We start from the raw sequence: 24,050 nt of genomic DNA on the forward strand, positions 1-24,050 counted from the left end.
GTCAGGCGCCCACGCGCGCGCGCATCGCGGCGATGTCGCCCACCGGCCGCACCTCGATGGCCCCGTACTTCGTCCACGGCAGCTCGTGCGCCATCCGCACCGCCTCTTCCATCGACGCGGCCTCGACGATGTTGAAGCCGGCCAGCATCTCCTTGGTCTCGGCGAACGGGCCGTCGAGCACCGAGGCGCGGCCGTTGCGCACGCGCACCGTGCGCGCGGTCGCGGCCGGCTGCAGCTGCTGGAAGCCGAGCACCTTGCCCTGGGCCATCTGCGCGTCGGAGTGCTTCAGGCAATCGCGCATCTCGGTGTTGAACTCTTCGGCCGGGAGCTTGTCCAGCAGTTCGGCGTCGGTGTATACAAGCAGCAGGTATTGCATGGCGGCGGGCGTGGAGCGGCCGGGAGTGGCGCAGCGATTCTGCCTGCCGGCGCGGATTTTTTTCGAACTTTCGCGGCGTCGCTGTCGAAAGGCACTCGCCTCGTCCGTCGTGCAGACAGGAGGCGGTCATTTTTGGATCGCCCGACAACCGGAGAATCGACATGCGTGTGATGGTGATGGTCAAGGCGACCCGGGATTCCGAGGCCGGCGTGATGCCCGATGCGAAGCTGCTGGCCGACATGGGCAGGTTCAACGAGGAGCTGGTCAAGGCCGGCGTCATCCTGGCGGGCGAGGGGCTGAAGCCGTCGTCCAGCGGCGCCCGCGTGCGCTTCGACGGCAGCAGCCGCACGGTCATCGACGGCCCGTTCGCCGAGACCAAGGAGCTCGTGGCCGGCTTCTGGCTGTGGCAGGTGCGCTCGATGGACGAGGCGATCGAATGGGTGCGCCGCTGCCCGAATCCGCATCCGGGCGAGTGCGAGATCGAGATCCGGCCGGTGTTCGAGGCCGAGGACTTCGGCGACGCGCTGACGCCCGAGACGCGCGCGCAGAACGAAGGCCTGCGCAACCAGGTCGCGGCCAAGCCGTGATCGCGTGGCCGACCACCGGGAGCCCGAAGCATGGCGCGTGACATCCACCGCACCATCGATGCCGTCTGGCGCCTGGAGTCGGCGCGCATCATCGGCGCCATCGCGCGCCGCGTGCGCGACGTCGGCCTGGCCGAGGAGCTGGCGCAGGACGCCCTCGTCGCCGCGCTGGAGCACTGGCCGACCGACGGCATTCCCGACAACCCGGGAGCCTGGCTGATGGCCACCGCCAAGAACCGCGCGCTCGACCGCCTGCGCCAGCTCAACCTGCACCACGCGAAGCAGCAGGAGCTGGGCGCCGACGCCGACGCCCGCGGCGACCACGTCGTGGCCGACTTCGTCGACTCGCTGGACGACGCCGACGACATCGGCGACGACCTGCTGCGCCTGGTCTTCACCGCCTGCCACCCGGTGCTGTCGCGTGAGGCCCAGGTGGCGCTGACGCTCAAGCTGCTGGCCGGCATGAGCACGGCCGAGATCGCGCGCGCTTTCCTGCAGCCCGAGGCCACCATCGCGCAGCGCATCGTGCGCGCCAAGCGCACGCTGGGGGACGCGAACGTGCCGTTCGAGGTGCCGCGCGGCGAGGCGCTGCAGGATCGGCTCGCCGCGGTGCTCGAGGTCGTCTACCTCATCTTCAACGAAGGCTACTCGGCGACCGCCGGCGACGACTGGACGCGCCCCGCGCTGTGCGACGAGGCGCTGCGGCTGGCGCGCATCCTGGCCCAGCTGTCGCCGCACACCGCCGAGGTGCTGGGGCTGGTCGCGCTGATGGAGATCCAGGCCTCGCGCATGCGGGCGCGCCTCGACGCCGGGGGCAGGCCCATCCTGCTGATGGCGCAGGACCGTAGCCGCTGGGATCAACTGCTGATCGGCCGCGGCCTGGCGGCGCTCGCGCGCGCCGAGCAGCTGGCCGACGAGCCCGGCCCGTACCAGCTGCAGGCCGCCATCGCCGCCTGCCACGCGCGCGCCCGCACGCCCGAGGCCACCGACTGGAACCGCATCGTCGAGCTCTACGGCGAGCTGATGTCCTGCACGCCGTCGCCGGTGGTGGCGCTGAACCGTGCGGTCGCGGTGAGCATGGCCTCCGGGCCGGCGGCGGCGCTGCTGCTGGTGGACGGCCTGGTCACCGACGGCCACTTGGCGCGCTACCACCTGCTGCACGCCGCGCGCGGCGACATGCTGGCGCGGCTGGATCGCCACGCCGAGGCCCGCACGGAGTTCGAGCGCGCCGCCGCGATGACGGCCAACGAGCGCGAGAAGACGCTGCTGCTCGAGCGCGCGCGTGACGCGCGCGCCGGCTGACGCTCAGACCTGCGGGCTGCAGCCGTCCATGGGAGGTTGCGCCTTCATCGCTTCGGCGAGCTGGTCGGGCCGGACCTCGCGCACCTGCGTGGCCATCGACCAGAGGTGGCCGAACGGGTCGACGAGCAGGCCGTAGCGGGCGCCCCAGAACATGTCGGTCACGGGCATGCGGACGGTGCCCCCGGCCGCGGTGGCGCGCTGGAACGCGGCGTCGACGTCGAGCACGGACAGGTGGATCGTGACCGCCGTGCCGCCGAGCGTCTGCGGCCCGCGCACCATCATGTCGGGGAACTCGTCGACCAGCATCAGTGGCGAATCGCCGATGCGCAGCATCGCGTGCATCAGCTTGCCGTCGGGGCCGGCGAGGCGATCCACCTCGACGGCGCCGAAGGCCGCCTTGTAGAACTCGATGGCGGCGGCCGCGCCCTTGCAGACGAGGTGCGGCGTGATCGTGTGCATGCCGGGCGGGATGGGGTTGACGGGGGTGCTCATGGCGGCTCCTGGGTGATGGTTTGACGAGACAAAGCCAGGCCGGATGCCGTGGCTTCATGTCCACGACGTTCGGCGTGCCCTGGATTCGACAAGTCGCCCGCGGCTGCCCGAAGTCGATGTCGGGGCAGTGACGCCGTGCTCTTGCACAATCGCGGCATGGAAAACTGGTTTTCACCCGAACTCATGGCGCTGATCCGCGAGGCGGAGCAGCCGTACGCCTACATCGCGCTGCTGATGATCGCCGCGGCCTTCCCGATCGCCTGGGCCATCCCGCGCCTGCTGCGCGGCCCGCAGCCGCGCCACGGCTCGATCGTCTTCGGCGGCAGGATCTTCGACGGCGTGCTGTTCCCGGCGCTGTGGCTGGGCCTGGTCTGGCTGGCGCGCGCGTTCTGCGTGCACCGGCACCTGCCGCTGGCGGTGTTCAAGGTGGCGGTGCCCATCCTGCTGTCGCTGCTGGTGATCCGGCTGACGGTGCGGGTGATGCGCGTGGCGTTCCCGAAGTCGGAGCTCGTGCGCGCGGTCGAGAAGACCGTGTCGTGGCTCGCCTGGGGCGGCGTGGTGCTGTGGATCACCGGCGTGCTGCCGTCCTTCGTCGACGCGCTGGACGACGTCCACTGGAAGATGGGCTCGGGCACGATGAGCCTGGCCACGATCCTCGAAGGCATCATCGTCGCCGGCGTGGTGCTGATGGTGACGCTGTGGATCTCGTCGGCGATCGAATCGAAGATGCTCAAGGGCGCGACCGGCCAGCGGCTGTCGTGGCGCAAGGCCGCGTCCAACCTCGTGCGCGCGGCGCTCGTCTTCATCGGCCTGCTGCTGGCGCTGTCGGCGGTGGGCATCGACCTCACCGCGCTGTCCGTGCTGGGCGGCGCGCTCGGCGTCGGCCTCGGCCTGGGCCTGCAGAAGCTCGCGGCCAACTATGTCAGCGGCTTCGTCATGCTGGCCGAGGGGGCGCTGCGCATCGGCGACACCGTGAAGGTCGACGGCTTCGAGGGCCTCATCTCCGACATCACGACGCGCTACACGGTGCTGCGCGCGCTCAACGGCCGCGAGGCGATCGTGCCCAACGAGATGATGGTGACGCAGCGTGTCGAGAGTTCGACGCTGGCGGATTCGCGCATGGCGCTGAGCACGGTGGTCCAGGTGGGCTACGACACCGACATCGACGCGCTGGTGCCGCAGATCCTCGACATTCTGCCCGGCATCGCGCGGGTGATCGCGGAGCCGAAGCCGGGGGTGCAGCTGAGCGCGTTCGCGTCCGACGGGCTGGAGCTGACGGTCTCGTTCTGGATCGCGGATCCGGAGAACGGGACGGGGAGCGTGAAGTCCGACGTGAACATGGCGTTGCTGCGGCTTTTCAACGCGAACTCGATCGAGATTCCATTCCCGCAGCGGGTTCTTCGCGTCGTTCCGGCGCAGGGCGGTTCGGCCGACCAAGGCGTCGTGCCGGGGTCGCAGTCGTCGCCTGTTGCCGTCACCTCGTCGCCGCCGGCGGCGAGTGCCGCGGAGTTGCAGGATGTGCCGGCTTCCGGTGGCCAGCCCCCTGGTTTGTTCGAGCCAGGTGGGCCTGGCGGCGCTTGACCACCCCGGCGCGCCCCGCAAAAACGAAAAGCCCGCACGCAGGCGGACCTTCCCATCGAGACAGGAGACTCAGGCCACGGCGACCGGAATCTTCCCGATCCGCGCCTGCCACTCCTTCGGCCCCGTGATGTGCGCCGAGGTTCCGCCCGAGTCGACCGCAACCGTCACCGGCATGTCGACAACGTCGAACTCATAGATCGCTTCCATGCCGAGGTCCGCAAAGCCCAGCACCTTCGCCGACTTGATCGCCTTCGACACGAGATAAGCCGCACCGCCCACCGCCATCAGGTAGGCGGACTTGTGCTTCTTGATCGCCTCGATCGCCGTCGGCCCGCGCTCGGCCTTGCCGATCATCGCGATCAGCCCGGTCTTGGCCAGCATCATCTCGGTGAACTTGTCCATGCGCGTCGCGGTGGTCGGACCGGCCGGTCCCACGACCTCGTCGCGCACCGGATCGACCGGCCCGACGTAGTAGATGACCCGGTTCGTGAAGTCCACCGGCAGCGGCTCGCCCTTGGCCAGCATGTCCTGGATGCGCTTGTGCGCGGCGTCGCGGCCGGTCAGCATCTTGCCGTTGAGGAGCAGCGTCTCGCCGTGCTTCCACGACGCCACCTCGGCCGGCGTCAGCGTGTTCAGGTCGACGCGCCTGCTCTTGTTGTAGTCGGGCGCCCACTTGACGTCGGGCCACAGGTCGAGGCTCGGCGCCTCCAGGTAGGCCGGGCCCGAGCCATCGAGCACGAAGTGCGCGTGGCGCGTGGCGGCGCAGTTGGGGATCATCGCGATCGGCTGCGACGCGGCGTGCGTCGGATAGGTCCTGATCTTGACGTCTAGCACGGTGGTCAGGCCGCCCAGGCCCTGGGCGCCGATGCCCAGCGCGTTGACCTTCTCGTACAGCTCGATGCGCAGCTCCTCGAGCTTGTTGCTCGGGCCGCGCTCCAGCAGCTCGTACATGTCGATGTCTTCCATCAACGATTCCTTGGCCATCAGCATCGCCTTCTCGGCGGTGCCGCCCATGCCGATGCCCAGCATGCCGGGCGGGCACCAGCCGGCGCCCATCAGCGGCACCGTCTTGAGCACCCAGTCGACCACGCTGTCGTTCGGATTCATCATCGCGAACTTGCTCTTGTTCTCCGAGCCGCCGCCCTTGGCCGCGACGGTGACGTCGATCTTGTCGCCGGGCACCAGCTCCATGTGGATGACGGCGGGCGTGTTGTCCCGGGTGTTCTTGCGCGTGAAGATCGGGTCGTCGAGCACCGATGCGCGCAGCATGTTGTCCGGGTTCAGGTAGCCGCGGCGCACGCCTTCGTTGACCGCGTCGGCGATCGAGCCGTTGAAGCCCTCGAAGCGCACGTCCATGCCGATCTTGAGGAACACGTTGACGATGCCGGTGTCCTGGCAGATCGGGCGGCGGCCCTCGGCGCTCATGCGCGAGTTGGTCAGGATCTGCGCGATCGCGTCCTTGGCCGCCGGGCTTTCCTCGCGGGCATAGGCGCGCGCGAGGTGGGCGATGTAGTCGGCCGGGTGGTAGTAGCTGATGTACTGGAGCGCGGCGGCGACGCTCTCGATCAGGTCGTCGGCTTTGAGGATGGTGGGCATGGTGTCTGGCCGGGTTGCTGGAGGCAGTCCGACATTATCCGCCGTGGCGGTTCCGCAGCGCCGCGGTCGGGCACTGGCTGGCGGCGAACGGATCGCGAACCGCTCCGGCGTCGAGGGTGGCTCGACATGCTGCTTCGAGCAGCGTCGAACGCTACTCGACAGGCGCTCGTGGCGCGCGCATTCGCGGTCGGCATACTCGCAGCCCTGGCCGGCATGCCATGGCGCGCCAGGATCTCCAAACCGGAAATGAGGGAATGCCGATGCTGAAATCGCTGCGCGTGCCGGAACGCCTGTTCCAGATCTCGATGTGGGTCATCTCGCTGGTGTTCGCCGGCTTCCTGATCGGCCTGGGCGGGAAGGTGGTGGCGGACCTGCCGCGCCTGGAGGAGCCGCCGGCGCTGGACCAATTCGCCGACCAGGCGGCCCTGTCGCAGCTGCGCGAACGGACGATGGCCGCGCACAAGCGGCAGGGGGAACTGGATTCGCAACGCGAGCGCCTCCGGCTCGAGCAGGCGGCCGCAGGCAACGCCTACCAGTCCGCGGACGAGACTTTCCGCAACTGGTTGAGCACTCGCAAGGCGACCACCGATCCGGCGCAGGATCCGGAGGTCGTCCGCCGGACGCACGAGCTCGACGACCTGAAAGGCAGGCAACGCGAAGCGCAGGCGCGTGTCGAGGCGGTCGATCGCGACGCGCTCGCCGCCGAGCAGGCCCAGCAGGCGCAGCAGCGAGAGCTCGATGCGCTGCTGGAGGCCGCGCGCAAGCCCTACGAGCACGCACGCTTCGTCAACGAGATGCGCGTCTTCGGCGCCCGGTTGGCGGTGACGCTGCCGCTGCTGGCGATCGCGGGATGGCTGGTCGCGCGCAAGCGGCGCAGCGAGTATTGGCCGCTGATGCGCGGCTTCGTGATCTTCGCGCTCTACGCGTTCTTCTTCGAACTTGTCCCGTACCTGCCGAGCTACGGCGGCTACGTGCGCTACGGCGTGGGCATCGTGCTGACCGCGATCGCCGGACACTACGGCATCCGCCTGATGCGCCGCTACCTGGCCAGGCGCCAGGAGATCGAGCGCCAGACGGAATCCGAGCGGCGGCGCACGCTGGCGGCCGACGAGGCGATCAAGAAGCTCGCGGTCAACGTCTGCCCGGGATGCGAGCGGCCCGTGATGACGACCGGCGACGCCGCGACCAATTTCTGCGTCAGCTGCGGACTGAAGCTCTATGACCGCTGCGGCGCCTGCGAGACGCGCAAGAACGCGTTCTTCCACTTCTGCCCGACCTGCGGCACGGGCGCGGCCGGGGCGCCGACCGCCGACGCGTCCGTGGCCTGAACGGGCGCTTCGGGCGTTCGCGCGCTCACCACCATCCGGCGCGCTTGAGCGTCAGCGACCAGCGGAGATCGCCATCGTGGTCCGCGTCCGGCGCCGCCTCGCCCGGGAACAGCTTGCGGCGGGCGTCGCCGGTGAGCGTGCGGCTGCCGTCCAGAACCATCGAGAAGCGGGCGGCGCCGAGCGCGATGTGCAGCACGCCGCCTTCGACGCGCCAGCTGCCGGGGGTCTTGCGTTCGACGTTGTTGGCCTTGCTGGTCTCGACCGCCTGGCCGTCGGCCTGCAGCTCCAGCACCGCGTCCAGGCCCTTGCCGAATTGCCAGCGCGTGCCGGTGAAGTCGAAGCGCGCGGTCGCGTCGTCGGCGCGCTCGTGCACGTACTCGCCGTCGGTGGGCTTGCGCAGGCGCGCGTCGGGCAGGGCGAAGACGGCGGACAGCACGGCGTCGTTCGGCGTGCCGATGCGGGTCGTCGACATCCCCGAGAACTTCGGGTCGTCGATCACGGCCGCGAAGCGCGTGCGGTCGATCTCGTCCTTGAGGATCTTGCGCGACGTGTAGTGCAGCAGCGAGGCCTTGTGGTCCTCGGCGATGACATTGAACTGCACGCCGTCGCCGTTGCTCAGGATCACGAGGCCGCGGCCCTCGCCCTCGTGCGCGACCTGGGCCAGCACCTTGCGCGCCCACTCGGCCTGCACCGAGGGATCGACGCCGCGCACGGTGATCGCACCGCCGAGGGCCTCGACCGGCCACGCCGGGAAACCTTCGGGCGAGAACGCCACGCAGGCCCAGAACGGGCCGGCCGCCACGACGGCGCCGGGGCCGCCCGTGCGCGCCTCGAGCTCGGACCGGGTGCGATCGCCCAGCCTGGCGTGCGTCGCGATGAAGTCCTTCACGCCGCCCGCGCCGTCGCCGAGGCAGCGCGCCATGGCGTCGGCGGCGTCGGCGTCGTTGACGTCGTGCAGGTCGTAGGCGTCGGCAATGACCGCGGGGTCGGCGACGGCGACGGCCGACGCCAGCGAGAGCAGGGCGGTGGCGACGGATTTGGCGATCGGGGACATGGGCGAGGGCGCGCGGGGCGCATCGGAGGGCGATGCCGCGGATTTTCCCCAGCGCCCGGCCTGCACGGGCCCACCGCCGCCCGCGCCGTGGCATTCGTCACGGGCGGATTGCACACTCGGGGCTCGCCGAGCTCGGCGGCAGTGGCGCGGACGCCGTTCAGCCTTCCTGCGAGGGCCGCTGGCTCGCGCACGGGTCGACGTGCGTCGATGCGAATCGGGTTTCGCGCGCGCCCCTCAGTGCCCGGCCTGGTTGTGCGGCAGCAGGCGATCCACATACGCCAGCGCCATCGCCGACAACAGGAACGCGAGGTGGATCAGCGTCTGCCACATCAGCGTCTTCTCGTCGTAGGCCGCGGCATTGATGAAGGTCTTGAGCAGGTGGATGGAGCTGATGCCGATGATGGCCGTGCCCAGCTTGACCTTGAGCACCGAGGCGTTGACGTGGTCCAGCCACTCGGGCTGGTCGCGGTGGCCGTCGAGGTCCAGGCGCGACACGAAGGTCTCGTAGCCGCCGATGATGACCATCACCAGCAGGTTGGAGATCATCACCACGTCGATCAGGCCCAGCACCACCAGCATGATGAGGGTTTCGTTGAGCGAGGTGAGGTCGGTCAGCGGCGCGTTCACATCGTTCGGCGCCGGGTGGTATCCGATGCTCTGGACGAGGATCTGCACCGCGTGGCCGTCGCCGAACGCCGCCTGCAGCAGATGTATCAGCTCGGCCCAGAAATGCACGACGTAAACGCATTGCGCGAGGATCAGCCCCAGGTAGAGTGGCAGCTGCAGCCAGCGGCTCGCGAAGATCAGCCGCGGCAGCGGGCGAAGGCGGGGTGGCGGCGTTTGCGGGGTCATGGTGCTCGCTCGTGGTCGTGGTTTGCGGGCGATTGTAGGGAGCGCTGCCGTCGCCAGCGAGTCAGTGTCGGGTAAGAGCCGCGCCCTAACGTACGTCCCGCGCCCCGCCGTGCCGGACGAGCTTCACCCGTTCGCTCGCCGCGCGTAGCAGAATCAGACAGGGAGCCCGCGAGGTTCCCGCATTCCAGGAGACAGCATTCATGAGCGCCGCAGAGCACACCCCGCACGAACTCAAGACCTACGACCCGCCGGCCGACATGAAGGCCCACGCGTGGGTCAGCGGCATGGACGCGTACGACGCGCTGTGCGCCGAGGCCGAGGCCGACCACGAAGGCTTCTGGGCGCGCCAGGCGCGCGAGCTGCTCGCGTGGAAGACGCCGTTCACCAGGACGCTCGACGAGAGCGACCCGCCGTTCTTCAAGTGGTTCGAGGACGGCACGCTCAATGCGTCGTACAACTGCCTGGACCGCAACGTCGCCGGCGGCCTCGGCGACAAGGTGGCGCTGGTGTTCGAGGCCGACGACGGCAGCGTCACGCGCGTCACCTACAAGGAGCTGCTCGCCAAGACCTGCCGCATGGCCAACGCGCTCAAGGCGCGCGGCGTGAACAAGGGCGACCGCGTCGTCATCTACATGTCGATGTCGGTCGAAGGCGTCGTCGCGATGCAAGCCTGCGCCCGCATCGGCGCGCCGCACTCGGTCGTCTTCGGCGGCTTCTCGGCGCAGAGCCTGCGCGACCGCATCGAGGACACCGGCGCCGTCATGGTGATCACCGCCGACGAGCAGCAGCGCGGCGGCAAGGCGCTGCCGCTCAAGGCCATCGTCGACGACGCGATCGCCCTCGGCGGCTGCGACGCGGTCAAGGACGTCATCGTCTACAAGCGCACCGGCGGCGCCATTGCGTGGACGCCGCGCGACCACTGGCTGCACGACGTCACGGCCGGCGCCGCCGACACCTGCGAGCCCGAGTGGGTCGGCGCGGAACATCCGCTGTTCCTGCTCTACACGTCCGGATCGACGGGCAAGCCCAAGGGCGTGCAGCACTCCACCGGCGGCTACCTGCTGCATGCGGCGCTCACCACCAAGTGGACGTTCGACCTCAAGGCCGACGACGTCTTCTGGTGCACCGCCGACATCGGCTGGGTCACCGGCCACACCTACATCGCGTACGGCCCGCTGGCGCTCGGCGGCACCGAGATCGTGTTCGAAGGCGTGCCGACCTACCCGGACGCCGGCCGCTTCTGGAAGATGATCCAGGATCACAAGGTCACGAAGTTCTACACCGCGCCCACGGCCATCCGCTCGCTGATCAAGGCGGCCGAGGCGAACGACAAGGTGCACCCGAAGTCCTACGACCTGACGAGCCTGAAGATCCTCGGCTCGGTCGGCGAGCCGATCAATCCGGCCGCGTGGGAGTGGTACCACGAGCACGTGGGCGGCGGGCGCTGCCCGATCGTCGACACCTTCTGGCAGACCGAGACCGGCGGACACATGATCACGCCGCTGCCGGGCGCCACGCCGCTGGTGCCGGGCTCGTGCACGCTGCCGTTCCCCGGCATCGCCGCGGCCATCGTCGACGAGCTGGGCAACGACGTGCCCAACGGCACGGGCGGCCTGCTGGTCGTCAAGAAGCCGTGGCCGTCGATGATCCGCACCATCTTCGGCGACCCGGAGCGCTTCAAGAAGAGCTACTACCCGCCGGAGCTGAAGGGCTACTACCTCGCGGGCGACGGTTCCATCCGCGACGCGAAGACGGGCTACTTCACGATCACCGGCCGCATCGACGACGTGCTCAACGTGTCGGGCCACCGCATGGGCACGATGGAGATCGAGTCGGCGCTGGTGTCGTGCACCGAGCTCGTCGCCGAGGCCGCGGTCGTCGGCCGGCCGGACGACACCACCGGCGAGGCGATCTGCGCCTTCGTCGTGCTCAAGCGCGCGCGGCCGACCGGCGACGAGGCCAAGGCCATCGCCAAGCAGCTGCGCGACTGGGTCGGCAAGGAGATCGGCCCGATCGCCAAGCCCAAGGACATCCGCTTCGGCGACAACCTGCCCAAGACGCGCTCCGGCAAGATCATGCGGCGCCTGCTGCGCGACATCGCCAAGGGCCAGAAGGTGACGCAGGACACCAGCACGCTCGAGAACCCGGCCATCCTGGACCAGCTGGCCGAGAACAATTGACGCTCGCGGGCCTTCGTGCCCGTGCCGCGGCTTGCGTTGCTGCTACATTGGACCGATTCGTCGTTTCATCTCGCCCGGGGTAGCAGCATGTTCTTCGTCGTCGTTGGCGTCATCCTGGTCGTCTGCAACCTGATGGGTTGGGGACCGATGGCGAACTGGAACTGGGCCATCCTGGACGATCACGGCAACTGGGGCGACCTGTGGAAGTTCGTGCTGCCGTTCGCGCTGGCCGTCGCCTGGTGGGTGTGGTCGGATGCGACCGGCTGGACCAAGCGCAAGGCGATGATCCGCGACGACCAGCGCAAGCAGGATCGGCGCGACCGCAACATCGACGCGATGGGCCTGGGCCACCTGCACAAGCACCGCAACGGCAAGACGCGGCCCAAGCAATGACCTGCTGCCGATGCCGCTGAAGATCGTCGCTCGCGAGACCCTGCACGTCGGCCAGCCGCTGGTCGTCGATGGCGATTCGCCGATCGGCCGCTACTCCACGGTGTTCGAGGACGACGGCAACACGGCCTATTTCTACGCGATCGACACCGATGTCGAGGACGGCACCCCGATCCAGGACGCCTTGCACGTCTACAACGTCGCCAACGTCACCGACGCGGACCGGCCGTCGACATTGGAGATCGGCTGGTCGGAGGACGGGCTCAAGGCCTTGCTGCTGATCAACGACCAGCCTCACGCCGCCTTCGACTTCATCCGGCGCCAGGGCTGGTGCCAGACGGGGTTTCCGCCCGGAGCGTCCAGGACCTCAGGCTGGTCGCCCGCTTCGCGGGACTGGAACGACGAGGTCGAGGTGCTGTTCGACTAGGGCCTGCTCAGCGGCGTCCGCCGAGCTGTTGCTGGCAGGTCGGCGGCAGCTGCTGGACGATGCATCGCGTGGCTTCGCCGATGCCGTCCCGCAGGCAAGGCGTGGCCTGCTGCACGCAGACCGGATCGCGATGGACGCCGGTGCCGCCCGTCATCGACACGTAGCAATGCGCCGACAGCCGGCTCTGGTAGCAGCGCTTGAGCGTGGCGTCGAGCTGCGGCACGCAGACGGACACGGTGTGCTTGGCGCTCGCCTGGCAGCTCGAATCGAGGTTGTTGTAGCCGGGCAGGCTGCCGATGTCGAAGCCGCTCATGTCCGTGGCGACGGTGCTGCTCGCGCTGCCCGCGGCGCAGGCGTGATCCTGGTAGCTGGTGGAGCCGTCGGGCTGCTTGCACTTGAAGCCCTGGGCGTGGGCGAGTCCCGCCACGCAGGCCAGCAAGGCCGCGAAAAGGGCCCGGTGGAATCGCTTTGCCAAGTTGTCGCTCCCTGCATGTTGCTGTCAGGTTAAGAGCCTATCGCGGACCGGTGCGGATTCGGCGCCCAGGCGCGCGTTCAGGCGCGCGCGGAGGGCGAACCGCGGTCGTTTTTGGCACTTCGCGCGTGCCAGGGAAGCAACAAGATGACGCCGACGCGGCGGCGGTAGCGCGCGTAGGCCGGGGCGAGCGGGCTGCGCGCCAGGGTGTGCTCGTCATGCAGCGCCATGACGACGAACAGGATCGTGTTGGCGAGCGCCACGGCGCCTCCCAGCCGCGAATGCAAGGCCACCGCCACCGCGGCGAATGCGAGCAGGTAGCTCAGGTAGAACGGATGCCGGAACCAGCGATACGGGCCCGACTCGAGCAGCGCCGCCGGCGCCTGGCCGCTCAGCCCGATGAACAGGCGCTGCGGGCCGGCGGTGCGGCGCGCCCATTCGTAGAGCGCGACGGCCGCGGCCGCAAGCAGCAGCGCCGCCCCGGTCGTGGCGCCCGGCGCGAGGCCGCCGAACAGGCCCACCCAGGCGACCGCCATGATGCCGGACAGAAACGACGCCTGGCCCCACGCCGCGCCGGGGCTGGGCTCGCGCCGGATGAACGTCCGGGCGCCGGCGCCCAGGAACCACTGGAACGGCGCGGCCAGCAGGATCGTCAGCACGATGGAGGCAATCAGGGCCGGCCAGGACATGCGCTCGGCTCCCGCTGCTCACGCCGCTTCGGAAGGCGCTTGCGGATGCCGCGCGCGCCACGCGCGCAACGCCTGGCGGTACTTGTCCATCTCCAGGTCGTGCAGGTCGAAGATGCACGGGTCGCAGCCGTTGCCGCAGCACATCTCGAAATCGGGCTGCGGCGGGGCGACCGGCATCGGGTCGTCGTCGGGCGTGGACGGGGAGGGCGAGGTCATGCCGCGATTGTCCAAAAGAAAAGGCACCCGCGGGTGCCCTGGTGTCTTGGGCGCGATGCCCTCACTCGAACTTGTCCAGCACCGCCCCGAAGCTCGCGCTCGACGAGTGGTTCGCGAACTTCGCCAGCACGCCTCGCGTGTAGCGCGGCGCGGGCTTCTTCCACGCGGCCTTGCGCCTGGCGAGTTCGTCGTCGGAGACGTGCAGTTCGAGCAGCAGCTTGTGGGCGTCGATGGTGATCCTGTCGCCTTCCTGGACGAGCGCGATCGCGCCCCCTTCGTAGGCCTCGGGCGCGACGTGGCCGACCACCATGCCCCACGTCCCGCCGGAGAAGCGGCCGTCGGTGATCAGGCCGACCGACTCGCCCAGGCCCTGGCCGATCAGCGCGCCGGTGGGGGCGAGCATCTCGGGCATGCCGGGGCCGCCCTTGGGGCCGAGGTAGCGCAGGATCATCACGTCGCCGGCGACGATCCTGCCCGCCATGATCGCGGCCAGCGCCGACTGCTCGTCCTCGAACACGCGTGCCGGGCCGGTCATCACCGGGCTCTTCAGGCCGGTGATCTTGGCGACGCAGCCCTCGGTGGCGAGGTTGCCGCGCAGGATCGCGAGGTGGCCGTCGGCGTACATCGCGTTGGCGATGGTGCGGATCACCTTCTGGTCGGCACGCGGCACGGACGGCACGTCGGCCAGCGTCTCGGCGATGGTCTTGCCGGTGATGGTGATGCAGTCGCCGTGCAGCAGGCCGGCGTCCAGCAGCAGCTTCATGACCTGCGGGATGCCGCCCGCGCGGTGCAGGTCGATGGCCAGGAACTCGCCGCTGGGCTTCAGGTCGCACAGCACCGGCGTGCGCTTGCGGATGCGCTCGAAGTCGTCGATCGTCCATTCCACTTCGGCCGCGTGCGCGATGGCCAGGAAGTGCAGCACCGCGTTGGTGGAGCCGCCGGTGGCCATGATGACGGCGACGGCGTTCTCGATGGACTTGCGGGTGACGATGTCACGCGGCTTGAGGTCGGCCTTGACGGCCTCGACCAGCACGCGCGCCGATTCGCGCGTGTTCTCGATCTTCTCGCCCTCGACGTTGGCCATCGTCGACGAGTACGGCAGCGACATGCCCAGCGCCTCGAACGACGACGACATCGTGTTGGCCGTGTACATGCCGCCGCACGAGCCGGTGCCCGGGATGGCACGGCGCTCGATCTGGCAGAAGTCCTCCTCGCTCATCTTGCCGGCCGAGAACTGGCCCACGGCCTCGAACACGCTGACGATGTTGAGGTCCTTGCCCTTGTAGTGGCCCGGCATGATGGTGCCGCCGTAGACGTAGATGGCCGGCACGTTGGCGCGCAGCATGCCCATCATGCCGCCGGGCATGTTCTTGTCGCAGCCGCCGATGACGAGCACGCCGTCCAGCCACTGGCCGCCGACGCAGGTCTCGACGCAGTCGGAGATCACCTCGCGCGAGACCAGGCTGTACTTCATGCCCTCGGTGCCCATGGCCATGCCGTCGGAGATGGTGGGCGTGCCGAACAGCTGCGGATTGGCGCCGAAGTCCTTCAGGCTCGCGACGGCGGCGTCGGCCAGCGGTTGCAGGCCGGAGTTGCAGGGCGTGATCGTGGAGTGGCCGTTGGCCACGCCGATCATCGGCTTGCCGAAGTCCGTCTCCTGGTAGCCCATCGCGTAGTACATCGAGCGATTGGGGGCGCGGGCGACGCCTTCGGTGATGTTCTTCGAGCGGCGGTTGGCGGCGGACATGGCGGTCTCCTGGAGTCGTTCCGGGTCTGGGCGAGCGCAGAGTATCCGGCGAGCCAAAATGCGTGTCCAATAGATTCATCGTGCTCGATTGATATTCATGGCGAATCAATGAACGACGCCCAATTCGACCTGCGGCAACTGCGCCAGTTCGCCGTGCTCGCCGAGGAATGCCACTTCGGCCGCGCCGCCGCGCGCCTGGCGATGACGCAGCCGCCGCTGACGCAGGCCATCCAGCGGCTCGAGGCCGCGCTCGGCGCGCGCCTGTTCGAGCGCACGCAGCGCCGTGTCGCGCTGAGCCCGGCCGGCGAGGTGCTGCTGCCGCTCGCGCGCAAGCTGCTCGAGGGCGCCGACGCGCTCGCGCCCGCGGTGCGTGCCGCGGCGGCTGGGCTGTCCGGCCAGTTGCGGCTCGCCTTCGTCTCCAGCGTGACGTACGGCCCGCTGCCCGCGTGGCTCAGCGGCTTTCGCGCGGCCTATCCCGATGTCGCGCTGAGCCTGCGCGAGGCCACGCTCGACGTGCAACTGGAGCTGTTCGCTGCCGGCGAGATCGACGCCGGGTTCGTGCTGCACGCGCCGGGCGCGGTGCCGCCCGGCTTCGAGCACGTGCGCGTGATCGACGAGGCGCTGGTGATGGCGCTGCCCGAGGGCCATGCCGCCTGGAGGTCCGCGACGGCCGCCGCGATGCCGCGCCTGCGCTGGCGCGACGTCCACGCCGAGCCGCTGGTGATCTTCCCGCGCCAGATCGCGCCGTCGCTGTTCGACGCGCTCGTGTCGGCGTACCACGCGGGCGGCGACACGATGCGCATCGCGCAGCAGGCGATCCAGATGCAGACCATCGTCAACCTCGTCTCTGGCGGCATGGGCGTGGCCTGGGTGCCGGAGTCGCTCACGCACCTGCAGCGCGCGGGCGTGCGCTACGCGCGCGTGACCGGGCTGCCCGGCCAGGCGCTGCGCTGCGAGACCAGCCTGGTGTGGCGCGCCGGCGCCGCGCCGGTCGTCGAGCGCTTCGTCGAGCACGTGCGGCGCGGCCGGGGGCGGGTTTCGACAGGGCGCTGACGGCCGATTCGAAACCGAAACGCGAAACAGCGACAATCGCCGGCTGTCCAAGGAGTTCCCTGCCGATGCTGCAGCATCCCAACATCGATCCCGTCGCCATCCCGCTCGGGCACTGGCACCTGTTCGGCCACGACTACGCCCCGGCGATCCACTGGTACGGCCTGACCTACATGGTCGCCTTCGGCCTGTTCGTGTGGCTGGCGGGCAAGCGCGCGCAATACCCGTGGTTCGCGCGCGAGGGCTGGATGCGGCGCGACGTCGAGGACCTGCTGTTCTACGGCGTGCTGGGCGTCGTGCTCGGCGGACGCCTGGGCTACGTGATCTTCTACAAGCCGCTCTACTACGCCGAGCACCTGAACGAGATCTTCGCCGTCTGGAACGGCGGCATGTCGTTCCACGGCGGCATGCTGGGCGTGCTGGTCGCGATGGCGTTCTTCGCGTGGCAGCGCAGGCGCCCGTTCCTGCAGGTGACCGACCTGATCGCGCCGTGCGTGCCGCTGGGCCTGGCGAGCGGGCGCATCGGCAACTTCATCAACGGCGAGCTGTGGGGCCGCTTCGCCGACCCGTCGCTGCCGTGGGGCATGGTGTTCCCGGAGTCGGGCTCCAAGCTGCCGCGCCATCCGTCGCAGATCTACCAGTTCCTGGGCGAGGGCATCTGCCTGTTCCTGATCCTGTGGATCTTCGGCAAGAAGGAGCGCGGCCGCGGCCAGGTGTCCGGCCTGTTCCTGATCGGCTACGGCTTCTTCCGCTTCGTCGCCGAGTTCTTCCGCGCGCCCGACGATTTCATCGGCGACAAGACGACCCTCGTCGGCGACCCGACCACCCACCTGCTGTGGTTTGGCTGGAGCGAAGGCCAGTGGCTGTGCGTGCCGATGATCCTCGCCGGCGTGCTGATGTTCTGGTGGGGGTCGCGCCAGCCGCGCGGCGGCGACGTCGCGCCGACGGCGGCCTGAGCTCGCCTCGCGCAAATTCCGGCATTCCCGCGCCGGATTCCGCGCGCGCCCGGCCTGCCCGCGGCGCGCGCCCGAACTCCTGACAGAATCGACGCCATGCGCCAGATCTTCCTCGACACCGAAACCACCGGCCTGAGCCCCGACACCGGCGACCGCATGGTCGAGATCGGCTGCGTCGAGATGGACAACCGCCGCCTCACCGGCCGCCACCTGCACTTCTATCTCAACCCCGAGCGCAAGAACGGCGAGGGCGCGGTCGCCGTCCACGGGCTGACCGACGAATTCCTGTCCGACAAGCCGCTGTTCGCGCACGTCGTCGACGAGGTGCTCGAGTTCATCGGCGGCGCCGAGATCATCATCCACAACGCGAGCTTCGACGTCGGCTTCCTCAACGAGGAGCTGCGCCGCTGCAACCGCCCGAAGTTCAGCACCCACGTCGCGGCCATCACCGACACGCTGGCGATGGCGCGCGACCAGTTCCCCGGCAAGTCCAACTCGCTCGACGCGCTGTGCAAGCGCCTCGAGGTCGACAACACCAACCGCACGCTGCACGGCGCGCTGATCGACGCCAACCTGCTCGCCGAGGTCTACATCCGCCTCACGCGCGGCCAGGATTCGCTGGTCATGGACATGACCGAGGAGCGCGGCGGCGGCGCGGGCGACGTCGGCGGCCCGGTCGATCTCAGCGTCTTCGTGCTGCCCGTGCTCGCCGCCACCGAGACGGAGCTGGCCGACCACGAGCGCGTGTTGGGCGAGATCGACAAGGCGAGCGGCGGAAAGACGATCTGGCGTGCACAACAGCAAGAAGCTGTGGCATAATCCAAGGCTGTCCTGATGTCAGGACAACAAGTTATCGGGTGGTTAGCTCAGCGGTAGAGCATTGCCTTCACACGGCAAGGGTCACAGGTTCAATCCCTGTACCACCCACCAGCAAAACGCTGATGAACAAAGGGCCTGGCGGCAACGCCCGGCCCTTTTTTCATGCCAGGTGGATGGCGACACCCGCCTCGTCGGCGGGCGGGATCGCGACTTCTCCGACGTCAGCGAAGCAGCAGCGACACGCCGCTGGCGATTCCCGTGAGGACCAGCCCGATCACGCTGGCGGGCAGCACGAACAGCGCACATCCGAATTCCTCGTGGTGCGCTTCGATGTAGGACCAGATCTTCATGATGAATCTCCAGGTGGCGCTCGCGCCGACGCCGGCGCGAGCCGATGATTCAATGTAGGCAGCGCGCGCGGCCGCATCAACGGGGCGGCGTGCAAATCAGTGTTCGAGAAACAGCAAGAGTCCGGCGCCCGCCAGGGCGGGCTGGCGCAGGATCACGGCGGCGAACCATCAGGCCAGCGCGCCGTCGGCCCCGCAACGGGCGTGCACGGCGCGCTTGCGCGACTGCGGCGCCTCGCCGAACGTGCGCAGGGACGCGCGCCGCATGCGCCCGGGGTTGGCGAAGCCCGTCTTGCGGGCGATTCGCTCGATCGGGCGTTCGTCCGCCTCCACGCGCAGCCGCTCGACCGCGCGCGCGGTCGACTCGCCGGGGTGCTGTCGGAACTCGCGGCTGAAGTGGCGCGCGCTCATGGGGGCGGTGCCGGCCGGCACGTCCGCCGACAGGTCGCGGTCGAGAGGGTTCCTGGCGTAGGTGAGGGCGACCTGGATGCGACTGGACTGCGCCTCGAGCGCCTGTCGTCGGCGGTCGGATCCAGCGCGACCGTCTGGATGCTGGCGCCGACCGAGCGCGACGTGCCGCCAAATCCGACTTGCGCCGAAGGGGATGTTCGCCGAGGCGGCGGCGTTGCGGCGCTTATTGGATGATGGTCATCATACCAACCTGGAGTTCGCCATGAAGGCCGTCATCGCCGCCTACGCCCGTTCCCCGTTCCACTTCTCGCGCAAGGGCGCGCTCGCGGGCGTCCGGCCCGACACCCTGGCGGCCCAGGTCGTCGCCGGCCTGCTCCGGCGCACCGACCTCGACCCCGCGCTGCTCGAGGACGTCATCATGGGCTGCGCCTATCCCGAGGGCGCGCAGGGCAACAACCTCGCGCGCATCGTCGGGTTGCTCGCCGGCCTGCCGCAGGCCGTCGGCGGGATGACGATCAACCGCTTCTGCGGCTCGTCGATGCAGGCCGTGCACATCGCCGCCGCGCAGATCGAGGCTGGCATAGGCGACGCGTTCCTGTGCGCCGGCGTCGAGTCGATGACGATGGTGCCGCAAGGCGGCTTGAGCTTCTCGCCGAACCCGCAGTTGCAGGCCACGACCGACGCCTACATCTCGATGGGCGAGACCGCCGAGAACGTCGCGCAGCGCTGGAACGTCAGCCGCGCCGACCAGGAGGCGCTTGCCGTGGACTCGCACCGCAAGGCCGCCGAGGCGCGCGCGCAGGGCCGGCTGCGCGACGAGATCGTGCCCATCGTGACCGACGACGGCAGCGTGGTCTCCGAGGATGGCTGCATCCGGCCGACCACCTCGCTCGAGGCGCTCGCCGCGCTGCGCCCGGCGTTCCGGCCGGACGGCGTCGTGACCGCGGGCACGTCCTCGCCGCTGACCGACGGCGCCGCGGCGGTGCTGGTCACCAGCGATGCCTTCGCGCAGGCGCACGGCCTGCAGCCGCTGGCGCGCATCCGCTCGTTCGCCACGGTCGGGGTCGATCCGGCGATCATGGGCATCGGGCCGATCCCGGCCACGCGCAAGGCGCTCGCGCGCGCGGGCCTGGCGGTCGGCGATCTGGACGTGGTGGAGATCAACGAGGCCTTCGGATCACAGGCGCTGGCCTGCATCCGGGAGCTCGGGCTCGACATGTCGACCGTCAACCTCGACGGCGGCGGCATGGCCATCGGCCACCCGCTCGGCGCCACCGGCGCGCGCATCACCGGCAAGGCGGCCGCGCTGCTCGTGCGCGAGAAGGGACGCTACGCGCTCAGCACGCAGTGCATCGGCGGCGGGCAGGGCATCGCGACCGTCCTCGAACGGCTGTAGCCCGCCCGCCGTCGGCGTCCGCCCGGCCGCAGCCGGGCAGCCGCGGCAAGCTCAGTTGCCGCCCTTCTTGTCCGGCATCGTTTCCGGATTCGTGGCCGACGCGGCGGGGTGGCGCGCCTTGGCGGCCTTGAGCTTCTGGGACAGCTTGTGCTTGGCGGGTGCCGAGGCGCCGTCGGCGGCGGATGCCTGGGCGAACGCGGCGCCCGAGACGAGCGCCAGGGATGCCACGAGGGCGATGGACTTGATCATGTGGATTCCTTTTCGAGAGCGGATACGAGTTGGATGGTGCGGGCGTCCATTCGCCCGGCGCGCTCGAGCATAGGCGCTTCGGGCGGCCAAATGAAGTCGGTGCCCTGCTGGACGAACGGTAGTGTGCCTATCGCGCAACGCTCAGCGCTGGCTTCCCCCGTGGATTCAGGCCGAGGCAGGTCGCCATCGGGTGGGTCGCCGACGCAGAGAACTGGAAAAAGCCCCGCGGTTCCTGCGAACGGCGGGGCTTGGCGGCGGGGCCCGGGCGTCAGGCCGCGACGGTGGCGTCCTGGTCGACGTCGCCGGCGGTGGCGGGATCGACCGATGCGGCGTCGGCGTTCGACGGGCTGGCCGCGCCGCCGTCGCCATCCGACTCGGAGGCCTTCGCCAGCGAGTCCGGCGCGTTCGCGCCCAGTTGGTCCAGCGTCAGGCCGTTGGACATCCTGCCGGATGCATCGTAGGTCGACGAGCCGGGTGGCGTGCCCTTGCCCAACGTCACGACAACGTCGGGGCCGGCGGCGACCAGGCTGCTGCCAGGCGCGGCGTCGCCAGGGTCGCTGCTGGAGGAACGCAGTTGGCGGTCGAAGGCGGCGGCCGCGGCGTACGGGTCGCTCGCGCCGGCCGGTGAAATCATCATGGGCAACTCCTGGAGACAGAGGGTTGTCGTTGATCGACCGCTGCGGCCCGGACCTTGAAGGCCCAACGCCTCGCGAAGCTGAAGCGTTCTTGAATCCGCGCCCTTGAGCTCATCCATGTGTGCAGATGTCACGCCGCGTGCATCAACTCGTTACAGCCGCGCAGGGAGCTGACGATAACGGCTCATCGCGGTTCTGCCGCCCCCACCAGCCGTCGCCACCATGAACAAGCAACTGACTTCTTCGTCCGCCCCTCGCGTCGAGTGGGAACTGCTGCCCTCGCTGCTGAACATGCTGGGCCACCGCCGCACGCGCGCCCAGCCCGCATGGCTGGAGACCATGCCGTCGGAGCTGGACGTGGTCGAGCCCTCGGGCCCGTTCCAGGAGGTGCTGCCGGGCCTGGTGATGCGCGAGGTGCGCGAACCCGACATCTTCCAGATTTTCTTCGGCTGACCTCGCGCGGCGCGCGCGCGTGACGCGTGCGCGCCGCTTCAGTCGCATGAAAGGCGGGCGTCGGCCATTCGATGGCTCGGCCTCACAATCGAAGCCCCGCAACTCCGGGGCTTCGTCCTTTCGGGGACGCGGCTCGTCGCGTCCATGTCGCCCACCACGCACCACCACTTCGTCGACGCCAAGCTGCTCGATCTCCACCCCACGCAGATGACCGCGGGCTTCGCGGAGGTGGCGCTCAAGCGGCGCGAATGGGGCGGACTGTCGAAGAAGGATCGCAAGCAGCTGCTGGCCTCGCACTGGTTTCCCGCGGTGCTCGGGCCGCGCGGGCGCAGCTACATCGTCGACCACCATCACCTGGGCCTCGCGCTGCACGAGGAAGGCGTGGAGCGCGTCAAGCTGATGGTGCTGGACGACCTGTCCTACCTCGCGCCCACGATCTTCTGGCGCGTGATGGAGCAGCGCAACTGGGTGCATCCGTTCGACGCCACCGGCAAGCGCCGCCCCTACACCGACATCCCGGCGCGCATCACCGATCTCGTCGACGACCCGCACCGTAGCCTCGCCGGCATGCTGCGCAGCGCCGGCGGCTTCGCCAAGGACACCTCGCCGTTCGCCGAGTTCCTCTGGGCCGACTACCTGCGGCCGCACATCCCGCGCGCGCAGATTCGCAAGACCATCGACGTCGCGCTGCGCGAGGCCCAGGGCCTGGCCAAGAGCCCGCTGGCGCGCTACCTGCCGGGATGGAGCGGCGTGATGGTGGTGCCGCCCGACGCGCGCAAATGACGGCGGCCGACGACACGCGACGCGGGGTCGCGGCCGATCTGGTCGCCGGCGTCTCGATGGCCGGCCTGCTGCTGCCGGAAGCCGTCGCCTATTCGGGCATCGCGGGCCTGCCGCCCCAGGCGGGCGTGCTGGCCCTGTTCGCGGGGCTGCTGGTCTACGGCTTCATCGGGCGTTCGCGCTTCGCGATCGTGTCGGCGACGTCGTCGTCCGCCGCGGTGCTGGGCGCGGCGACGTTGTCGCTCGCCGGGCACGACGCGGCGCTGCGTGCCGCGCTGGCCGCGGGCCTGGTGCTGGCGACCGGCCTCGCGTTCCTCGCCGCGGGCGCGGCGCGGCTCGGCTCGATCTGCAGCTTCATCTCCAAGCCGGTGCTGCGGGGCTTCTCGTTCGGCCTCGCGTTGGTGATCATCCTCAAGCAGCTGCCCAACCTCACGAGCACGCATCCGGACGCCGGCACCGCGCCGGCCTTCGCGTGGCAGTTGCTGGCCGCGCTGCCGCAGTGGAACTGGAGCGCGATGGCGTTGGGCCTCGCGTCGCTGGTCGCCTTGAAGCTGCTGGCACGCCTGCCCAAGCTGCCGGGCGCGCTGCTGGTGATCGCCGCGGGCATCGGCGCGGCGCAGGCGCTGGGCCTGGGCGCGCGCGGCGTCGCGGTGGTCGGCAGGATCGACCTCGCGTTGTCGGCGCCGTCGTTGCCGGCCTTGTCGCAGGGCCAGTGGATCAGCCTCGCGGAGCTGTCGCTCGCGCTGGTGCTGCTCGTCTTCGCCGAGAGCTACGGCGCCATCCGCACGATGGCGTTCAAGCATGGCGACGCCGTCGATCCGAACCGCGACCTGTTCGCGTTCGGCGTGTCGAACCTGCTGTCCGGCCTGATCCACGGACTGCCGGTGGGCGCGGGTTTCTCGGCGACGGCGGCCAACGAGGCGGCCGGCGCGACAAGCCGCAAGTCGGCCTGGATCGCCGGCCTCGTCGTGCTCGCGCTGGTGCTGGCATGCCTGCCGTGGATCGAGCTGACGCCCCAGCCGGTGCTGGCCGCGGTGGTGATCCATGCGGTGTCGCACACGCTGTCGCTGTCCGCGTTCAGGCCGTACTTCGCGTGGCGGCGCGATCGCTTCGTGGTGGTGGCGGCGGCGGTCGCGGTGGTCGCGCTCGGCGTGTTGAACGGCTTGCTCGCGGGCATCGCGATCAGCCTGGCGATGACGCTGCGCGGGTTGTCGGAGCCGCGCATCTCGCAGCTGGGCCGCAAGGGTGGCGGGCACGACTACCTCAACCTGGCGCACGACGGCGTCGTCGCCGTGCCCGGCGTGCTGATCCTGAGGCCCGAGGCGCCGCTGTTCTTCGCCAACGTCGAGCGCATGCTCGCCGAGATGCGGCACCGCATCGCCGAGAACGCCCCGCGCGCCTTCGTGCTGAGCCTGGAGGAGACGCCCGATCTCGACGGCACCACCATCGAGGCCCTGGCCGCGTTCACGGCGGAGCAGGGCGCCGCGGGCCGCATCACGGTGCTTGCGCGGCTGAAGGACCCGGTGCTCGAGCTGCTGCAACGCGCGATGGCCGGGCAGGCGTCCACCCGGCTCGAGGCCGGCAGCGTCGACGACGCGGTGTCGTCGCTCGTGTAGGCCAACGCCGCATACGGACGCTCCAAGCCCCCGGCGGCGGCCGGCGGGACCC

The 24,050-nt window shown here is 69.8% G+C and carries 27 protein-coding genes and 1 tRNA gene; 15 read left to right on the plus strand and 13 right to left on the minus strand.

What is annotated here, in order from left to right; translation table 11 throughout:
• Position 1: 1 nt before the first annotated feature.
• On the minus strand, positions 2-376 hold the full coding sequence (locus LPC04_RS25735) for a YciI family protein (RefSeq protein WP_275685182.1): 375 nt from the start codon (positions 374-376) through the stop codon (positions 2-4).
• A gap of 161 nt (positions 377-537) precedes the next feature.
• Here LPC04_RS25735 and LPC04_RS25740 point away from each other — a divergent pair, with 161 nt between their 5' ends.
• Both LPC04_RS25740 and LPC04_RS25745 read left to right on the plus strand, forming a co-directional pair.
• Complete coding sequence (locus LPC04_RS25740) at positions 538-963, plus strand: YciI family protein (RefSeq protein ID WP_275685183.1); 426 nt, start codon at positions 538-540, stop codon at positions 961-963.
• Between the two features lie 30 nt (positions 964-993).
• Positions 994-2,262 carry an RNA polymerase sigma factor gene (locus LPC04_RS25745; RefSeq protein ID WP_275685184.1) on the plus strand — a complete coding sequence of 423 codons (1,269 nt, stop codon included), beginning with the start codon at positions 994-996 and terminating at the stop codon, positions 2,260-2,262.
• Between the two features lie 3 nt (positions 2,263-2,265).
• Here the strand turns inward: LPC04_RS25745 and LPC04_RS25750 are convergent, their stop codons facing one another.
• Positions 2,266-2,754: a VOC family protein gene (locus LPC04_RS25750; RefSeq protein WP_275685185.1), complete on the minus strand. Its 489-nt coding sequence runs from the start codon at positions 2,752-2,754 to the stop codon at positions 2,266-2,268.
• Positions 2,755-2,910: 156 nt separating this feature from the next.
• Here LPC04_RS25750 and LPC04_RS25755 point away from each other — a divergent pair, with 156 nt between their 5' ends.
• Positions 2,911-4,335: a mechanosensitive ion channel family protein gene (locus LPC04_RS25755; RefSeq protein WP_275685186.1), complete on the plus strand. Its 1,425-nt coding sequence runs from the start codon at positions 2,911-2,913 to the stop codon at positions 4,333-4,335.
• A gap of 69 nt (positions 4,336-4,404) precedes the next feature.
• Here LPC04_RS25755 and LPC04_RS25760 read toward each other — a convergent pair whose 3' ends face one another.
• Positions 4,405-5,931, minus strand: a complete 1,527-nt coding sequence (locus tag LPC04_RS25760; protein WP_275685187.1) for a fumarate hydratase — start codon at positions 5,929-5,931, stop codon at positions 4,405-4,407.
• A 254-nt stretch (positions 5,932-6,185) separates the two neighbouring features.
• Here LPC04_RS25760 and LPC04_RS25765 point away from each other — a divergent pair, with 254 nt between their 5' ends.
• Complete coding sequence (locus LPC04_RS25765; RefSeq protein ID WP_338055484.1) at positions 6,186-7,259, plus strand: zinc ribbon domain-containing protein; 1,074 nt, start codon at positions 6,186-6,188, stop codon at positions 7,257-7,259.
• Positions 7,260-7,284: 25 nt separating this feature from the next.
• Here the strand turns inward: LPC04_RS25765 and LPC04_RS25770 are convergent, their stop codons facing one another.
• Positions 7,285-8,313 (minus strand): hypothetical protein, encoded by a 1,029-nt coding sequence (locus LPC04_RS25770; protein WP_275685188.1) that lies wholly within the window; start codon positions 8,311-8,313, stop codon positions 7,285-7,287.
• Positions 8,314-8,547: 234 nt separating this feature from the next.
• Positions 8,548-9,165 (minus strand): TIGR00645 family protein, encoded by a 618-nt coding sequence (locus LPC04_RS25775; RefSeq protein ID WP_275685189.1) that lies wholly within the window; start codon positions 9,163-9,165, stop codon positions 8,548-8,550.
• A gap of 200 nt (positions 9,166-9,365) precedes the next feature.
• Between LPC04_RS25775 and acs the strand changes: the two genes are divergently transcribed.
• The 3 genes from acs (at position 9,366) to LPC04_RS25790 (ending at position 12,162) form a co-directional block, all read left to right on the plus strand.
• Positions 9,366-11,345: an acetate--CoA ligase gene (gene acs, locus LPC04_RS25780; protein ID WP_275685190.1), complete on the plus strand. Its 1,980-nt coding sequence runs from the start codon at positions 9,366-9,368 to the stop codon at positions 11,343-11,345.
• A gap of 87 nt (positions 11,346-11,432) precedes the next feature.
• Positions 11,433-11,738 (plus strand): TIGR04438 family Trp-rich protein, encoded by a 306-nt coding sequence (locus LPC04_RS25785; protein WP_275685191.1) that lies wholly within the window; start codon positions 11,433-11,435, stop codon positions 11,736-11,738.
• A gap of 10 nt (positions 11,739-11,748) precedes the next feature.
• Positions 11,749-12,162: a DUF2251 domain-containing protein gene (locus tag LPC04_RS25790; RefSeq protein ID WP_275685192.1), complete on the plus strand. Its 414-nt coding sequence runs from the start codon at positions 11,749-11,751 to the stop codon at positions 12,160-12,162.
• 7 nt (positions 12,163-12,169) lie between these two features.
• On the opposite strand, the gene LPC04_RS25795 is transcribed toward LPC04_RS25790, so the two are convergent.
• The 4 genes from LPC04_RS25795 to ilvD form a co-directional block, all read right to left on the minus strand.
• Positions 12,170-12,637, minus strand: a complete 468-nt coding sequence (locus tag LPC04_RS25795; protein WP_275685193.1) for a hypothetical protein — start codon at positions 12,635-12,637, stop codon at positions 12,170-12,172.
• 77 nt (positions 12,638-12,714) lie between these two features.
• Positions 12,715-13,323 (minus strand): methyltransferase family protein, encoded by a 609-nt coding sequence (locus LPC04_RS25800; RefSeq protein ID WP_275685194.1) that lies wholly within the window; start codon positions 13,321-13,323, stop codon positions 12,715-12,717.
• Between the two features lie 18 nt (positions 13,324-13,341).
• Complete coding sequence (locus LPC04_RS25805) at positions 13,342-13,539, minus strand: oxidoreductase-like domain-containing protein (protein WP_275685195.1); 198 nt, start codon at positions 13,537-13,539, stop codon at positions 13,342-13,344.
• 61 nt (positions 13,540-13,600) lie between these two features.
• Positions 13,601-15,286, minus strand: a complete 1,686-nt coding sequence (gene ilvD, locus LPC04_RS25810) for a dihydroxy-acid dehydratase (RefSeq protein ID WP_275685196.1) — start codon at positions 15,284-15,286, stop codon at positions 13,601-13,603.
• A 108-nt stretch (positions 15,287-15,394) separates the two neighbouring features.
• Between ilvD and LPC04_RS25815 the strand changes: the two genes are divergently transcribed.
• The 4 genes from LPC04_RS25815 to LPC04_RS25830 all read left to right on the plus strand — a co-directional run bounded on the left by LPC04_RS25815 (position 15,395) and on the right by LPC04_RS25830 (position 18,222).
• Entirely contained in the window at positions 15,395-16,339 is a 945-nt protein-coding gene (locus LPC04_RS25815) for a LysR family transcriptional regulator (RefSeq protein WP_275685197.1), read from the plus strand.
• Positions 16,340-16,404: 65 nt separating this feature from the next.
• Positions 16,405-17,292, plus strand: coding sequence for a prolipoprotein diacylglyceryl transferase (gene lgt, locus LPC04_RS25820; RefSeq protein WP_275685198.1), 888 nt, complete (start codon positions 16,405-16,407; stop codon positions 17,290-17,292).
• A 96-nt stretch (positions 17,293-17,388) separates the two neighbouring features.
• The gene (gene dnaQ / locus LPC04_RS25825) at positions 17,389-18,111 is read left to right on the plus strand and encodes a DNA polymerase III subunit epsilon (RefSeq protein ID WP_275685199.1); all 723 of its coding nucleotides are present in this window, start codon (positions 17,389-17,391) and stop codon (positions 18,109-18,111) included.
• Positions 18,112-18,147: 36 nt separating this feature from the next.
• Positions 18,148-18,222, plus strand: a tRNA-Val gene (locus LPC04_RS25830).
• 110 nt (positions 18,223-18,332) lie between these two features.
• Here the strand turns inward: LPC04_RS25830 and LPC04_RS25835 are convergent.
• Both LPC04_RS25835 and LPC04_RS25840 read right to left on the minus strand, forming a co-directional pair.
• Positions 18,333-18,461 carry a hypothetical protein gene (locus tag LPC04_RS25835; RefSeq protein ID WP_275685200.1) on the minus strand — a complete coding sequence of 43 codons (129 nt, stop codon included), beginning with the start codon at positions 18,459-18,461 and terminating at the stop codon, positions 18,333-18,335.
• Positions 18,462-18,629: 168 nt separating this feature from the next.
• Positions 18,630-18,869 (minus strand): helix-turn-helix domain-containing protein, encoded by a 240-nt coding sequence (locus tag LPC04_RS25840; RefSeq protein ID WP_275685201.1) that lies wholly within the window; start codon positions 18,867-18,869, stop codon positions 18,630-18,632.
• 262 nt (positions 18,870-19,131) lie between these two features.
• Between LPC04_RS25840 and LPC04_RS25845 the strand changes: the two genes are divergently transcribed.
• Positions 19,132-20,265, plus strand: a complete 1,134-nt coding sequence (locus LPC04_RS25845) for a thiolase family protein (RefSeq protein WP_275685202.1) — start codon at positions 19,132-19,134, stop codon at positions 20,263-20,265.
• Positions 20,266-20,316: 51 nt separating this feature from the next.
• Here LPC04_RS25845 and LPC04_RS25850 read toward each other — a convergent pair whose 3' ends face one another.
• Entirely contained in the window at positions 20,317-20,514 is a 198-nt protein-coding gene (locus tag LPC04_RS25850) for a hypothetical protein (RefSeq protein ID WP_275685203.1), read from the minus strand.
• Between the two features lie 268 nt (positions 20,515-20,782).
• A complete protein-coding gene (locus LPC04_RS25855; RefSeq protein WP_275685204.1) occupies positions 20,783-21,151 on the minus strand; it encodes a hypothetical protein in 369 nt (122 codons plus the stop codon).
• 220 nt (positions 21,152-21,371) lie between these two features.
• On the opposite strand from LPC04_RS25855, the gene LPC04_RS25860 reads away from it, so the two are divergent.
• The 3 genes from LPC04_RS25860 to LPC04_RS25870 all read left to right on the plus strand — a co-directional run bounded on the left by LPC04_RS25860 (position 21,372) and on the right by LPC04_RS25870 (position 23,998).
• Complete coding sequence (locus tag LPC04_RS25860; protein WP_275685205.1) at positions 21,372-21,602, plus strand: hypothetical protein; 231 nt, start codon at positions 21,372-21,374, stop codon at positions 21,600-21,602.
• 144 nt (positions 21,603-21,746) lie between these two features.
• Positions 21,747-22,385 (plus strand): ParB-like protein, encoded by a 639-nt coding sequence (locus LPC04_RS25865; RefSeq protein WP_275685206.1) that lies wholly within the window; start codon positions 21,747-21,749, stop codon positions 22,383-22,385.
• The gene (locus LPC04_RS25870) at positions 22,382-23,998 is read left to right on the plus strand and encodes a SulP family inorganic anion transporter (RefSeq protein ID WP_275685207.1); all 1,617 of its coding nucleotides are present in this window, start codon (positions 22,382-22,384) and stop codon (positions 23,996-23,998) included. Before LPC04_RS25865 ends, LPC04_RS25870 begins: the two co-directional genes overlap by 4 nt.
• Positions 23,999-24,050: the final 52 nt, after the last annotated feature.

Source organism: Scleromatobacter humisilvae (genome assembly GCF_023231945.1).
In the GTDB taxonomy this organism is placed as follows: domain Bacteria; phylum Pseudomonadota; class Gammaproteobacteria; order Burkholderiales; family Burkholderiaceae_C; genus Scleromatobacter; species Scleromatobacter humisilvae.

What these genes read in the sequence shown, in the direction of transcription:
- LPC04_RS25735 (WP_275685182.1), bottom strand. Translation starts at nt 376, where the DNA reads ATGCAATACCTGCTGCTTGTATACACCGACGCCGAACTGCTGGACAAG.
- LPC04_RS25740 (WP_275685183.1), top strand. Translation starts at nt 538, where the DNA reads ATGCGTGTGATGGTGATGGTCAAGGCGACCCGGGATTCCGAGGCCGGC.
- LPC04_RS25745 (WP_275685184.1), top strand. Translation starts at nt 994, where the DNA reads ATGGCGCGTGACATCCACCGCACCATCGATGCCGTCTGGCGCCTGGAG.
- LPC04_RS25750 (WP_275685185.1), bottom strand. Translation starts at nt 2,754, where the DNA reads ATGAGCACCCCCGTCAACCCCATCCCGCCCGGCATGCACACGATCACG.
- LPC04_RS25755 (WP_275685186.1), top strand. Translation starts at nt 2,911, where the DNA reads ATGGAAAACTGGTTTTCACCCGAACTCATGGCGCTGATCCGCGAGGCG.
- LPC04_RS25760 (WP_275685187.1), bottom strand. Translation starts at nt 5,931, where the DNA reads ATGCCCACCATCCTCAAAGCCGACGACCTGATCGAGAGCGTCGCCGCC.
- LPC04_RS25765 (WP_338055484.1), top strand. Translation starts at nt 6,186, where the DNA reads ATGCCGATGCTGAAATCGCTGCGCGTGCCGGAACGCCTGTTCCAGATC.
- LPC04_RS25770 (WP_275685188.1), bottom strand. Translation starts at nt 8,313, where the DNA reads ATGTCCCCGATCGCCAAATCCGTCGCCACCGCCCTGCTCTCGCTGGCG.
- LPC04_RS25775 (WP_275685189.1), bottom strand. Translation starts at nt 9,165, where the DNA reads ATGACCCCGCAAACGCCGCCACCCCGCCTTCGCCCGCTGCCGCGGCTG.
- acs (WP_275685190.1), top strand. Translation starts at nt 9,366, where the DNA reads ATGAGCGCCGCAGAGCACACCCCGCACGAACTCAAGACCTACGACCCG.
- LPC04_RS25785 (WP_275685191.1), top strand. Translation starts at nt 11,433, where the DNA reads ATGTTCTTCGTCGTCGTTGGCGTCATCCTGGTCGTCTGCAACCTGATG.
- LPC04_RS25790 (WP_275685192.1), top strand. Translation starts at nt 11,749, where the DNA reads ATGCCGCTGAAGATCGTCGCTCGCGAGACCCTGCACGTCGGCCAGCCG.
- LPC04_RS25800 (WP_275685194.1), bottom strand. Translation starts at nt 13,323, where the DNA reads ATGTCCTGGCCGGCCCTGATTGCCTCCATCGTGCTGACGATCCTGCTG.
- LPC04_RS25805 (WP_275685195.1), bottom strand. Translation starts at nt 13,539, where the DNA reads ATGACCTCGCCCTCCCCGTCCACGCCCGACGACGACCCGATGCCGGTC.
- ilvD (WP_275685196.1), bottom strand. Translation starts at nt 15,286, where the DNA reads ATGTCCGCCGCCAACCGCCGCTCGAAGAACATCACCGAAGGCGTCGCC.
- LPC04_RS25815 (WP_275685197.1), top strand. Translation starts at nt 15,395, where the DNA reads ATGAACGACGCCCAATTCGACCTGCGGCAACTGCGCCAGTTCGCCGTG.
- lgt (WP_275685198.1), top strand. Translation starts at nt 16,405, where the DNA reads ATGCTGCAGCATCCCAACATCGATCCCGTCGCCATCCCGCTCGGGCAC.
- dnaQ (WP_275685199.1), top strand. Translation starts at nt 17,389, where the DNA reads ATGCGCCAGATCTTCCTCGACACCGAAACCACCGGCCTGAGCCCCGAC.
- LPC04_RS25835 (WP_275685200.1), bottom strand. Translation starts at nt 18,461, where the DNA reads ATGAAGATCTGGTCCTACATCGAAGCGCACCACGAGGAATTCGGATGT.
- LPC04_RS25840 (WP_275685201.1), bottom strand. Translation starts at nt 18,869, where the DNA reads ATGAGCGCGCGCCACTTCAGCCGCGAGTTCCGACAGCACCCCGGCGAG.
- LPC04_RS25845 (WP_275685202.1), top strand. Translation starts at nt 19,132, where the DNA reads ATGAAGGCCGTCATCGCCGCCTACGCCCGTTCCCCGTTCCACTTCTCG.
- LPC04_RS25850 (WP_275685203.1), bottom strand. Translation starts at nt 20,514, where the DNA reads ATGATCAAGTCCATCGCCCTCGTGGCATCCCTGGCGCTCGTCTCGGGC.
- LPC04_RS25855 (WP_275685204.1), bottom strand. Translation starts at nt 21,151, where the DNA reads ATGATGATTTCACCGGCCGGCGCGAGCGACCCGTACGCCGCGGCCGCC.
- LPC04_RS25860 (WP_275685205.1), top strand. Translation starts at nt 21,372, where the DNA reads ATGAACAAGCAACTGACTTCTTCGTCCGCCCCTCGCGTCGAGTGGGAA.
- LPC04_RS25865 (WP_275685206.1), top strand. Translation starts at nt 21,747, where the DNA reads ATGTCGCCCACCACGCACCACCACTTCGTCGACGCCAAGCTGCTCGAT.
- LPC04_RS25870 (WP_275685207.1), top strand. Translation starts at nt 22,382, where the DNA reads ATGACGGCGGCCGACGACACGCGACGCGGGGTCGCGGCCGATCTGGTC.